Annotated in this window: 1 protein-coding gene; it reads left to right on the forward strand. The window is 64.1% G+C overall.

The window, feature by feature from the left end:
* Positions 1-1,274 (forward strand): hypothetical protein (locus ABWQ00_RS15955; protein ID WP_353239641.1); only part of this gene is annotated, 1,274 nt, incomplete at its 5' end.
* Between the last annotated feature and the right edge of the window lie 469 nt (positions 1,275-1,743).

Consider the following 1,743-nt stretch of genomic DNA (forward strand, 5'->3'; position numbering starts at 1 on the left):
TGGTGATGGGGTGCAGGGACGAGGACATCGGCCGGAGCAATAGCGGCGAGTACAAAGCACTGGACCAGGCGGTCACTGTCGGCGTGGTAATAGGGTGCACGAAGGACCAGGCAGCCAGTGAGAACGAGGTTGCTGGAGTCATGGTGCAGGCAAAGTACATGAGCGAGTGCGACGCACTGAACCATGCAGTCGCTGCCGGCGGGGTGATAGGGTGCATGAAGAACCAGGCGGCCGGTGAGGAAGGCAGTGCTGGAGCCATGGTTGAGGCAGGTTGCATGGGCGGCGAGTACGGAGCACTGAACCAGGCTGTCAATGGCGGCGTGGTGACAAGGGATGACGAAGAAGGTCTGGGTAGTGAAGGCGGCCTGCTCCCGCTTGAGGAGGGGAGCGTGGTGATGATGACGGCGACTTTTAGGTGCGATGGCGGCGACGCGGCGGCGACGACGACGCCGGCAGAGAGAGAGCACAATTCGAGCATGCCAGGCGTGCCAGTTTTGAGCAGGCCAGGCGTGCCAGAGCGGAGTTCGAGTGCGCCGGACGCCCGGAGCTGTGTGACGCCGGACAGCAGCACGGGCGAGTGGGCACAGCACAATTCGAGTGCTCCGGAAACCCGAAGGGTGACCGAGAGCAGCGACCAGCCAGGAGGCAACTTGAAATGGCGACGGAAGCCGCCCGCCAGTGAGATCTTGCTTGTCGATGGCGGCGAGATGACGGCGGCGACTTTTGGGTGCGATGGCGGCGGCGCGGCGGCGACGGTGACGCCGGCAGAGAGAGAGCACAATTCGAGCATGCCAGGCGTGCCAGTTTTGAGCAGGCCAGGCGTGCCAGAGCGGAGTTCGAGTGCGCCGGACGCCCGGAGCTGTGTGACGCCGGACAGCAGCACGGGCGAGTGGGCACAGCACAATTCGAGTGCTCCGGAAACCCGAAGGGTGACCGAGAGCAGCGACCAGCCAGGAGGCAACCTGAAGCGGCGGCCGAAACCGCCCGCCGGCGATGGCGGAGGCGGCGACGGTGGCGCAGCTGCCGGCGGACGGAGGTCTGCCCGCTCTGCATGCCCAAGCCGTTTTGGAGGAGCCTTCAACAGCCTTGAAAAGCCGGGAAAGCCCGGCTCAGGCATTTGGCCAAGGAGGATGTGTACCCTCTGCGTGTCGGAGACGCGCATAGGGATGGGTCTGTGCCTTGACTGCGGGGAGCCCCTTCGTCGCTGCTTTTGCACGGGGGTCGCAGTCGAGGCAAGAGGGGCCTTTTTTGCGCTACGCCAGAGCCGAGCCTAAGTGGCCGCGAGCGTAGTGAGGCGGCGCGTAACCGGACTGGACGCGTTGCTTCGAATGGCGAGCTCCGACCCGACCCGACCCGACCCCACGAGTAGGAACCAGGCACCAAGGCGCGACGCGGCCAGAGAGAGGCAAGTAGACATACGGCAGTTTTTTAATGCAAGAGGGTCAGAGAAGCTGGCCGGTAATTCGAGCGAGCAGGGAGCTTCTAATTCGAGCGCACCAAGCATCCAGAGAGGTGCTGAGAGCGGCAGCCAGCCGGGACGCAACAGCGAGCCGGGGGCACAGAATTCGAGCGCGCTGGCCACCCACAGAGGTGCCGCGGGTTGCAGACAGCCGGGGAGCAGCTTGGAGAGCAGGGCTTGCATGACGTGCCAGTTCCACTAATTTCCGATCATTGCCCCAAGCTGCCGATCGTTGACATGCCCCTGACAAGTGATGGGTAGCCCTTGTAGTCGCAAGCGCTCTT

The organism is Limnohabitans sp., from assembly GCF_040400975.1.
Lineage (GTDB): Bacteria > Pseudomonadota > Gammaproteobacteria > Burkholderiales > Burkholderiaceae_C > Limnohabitans_A.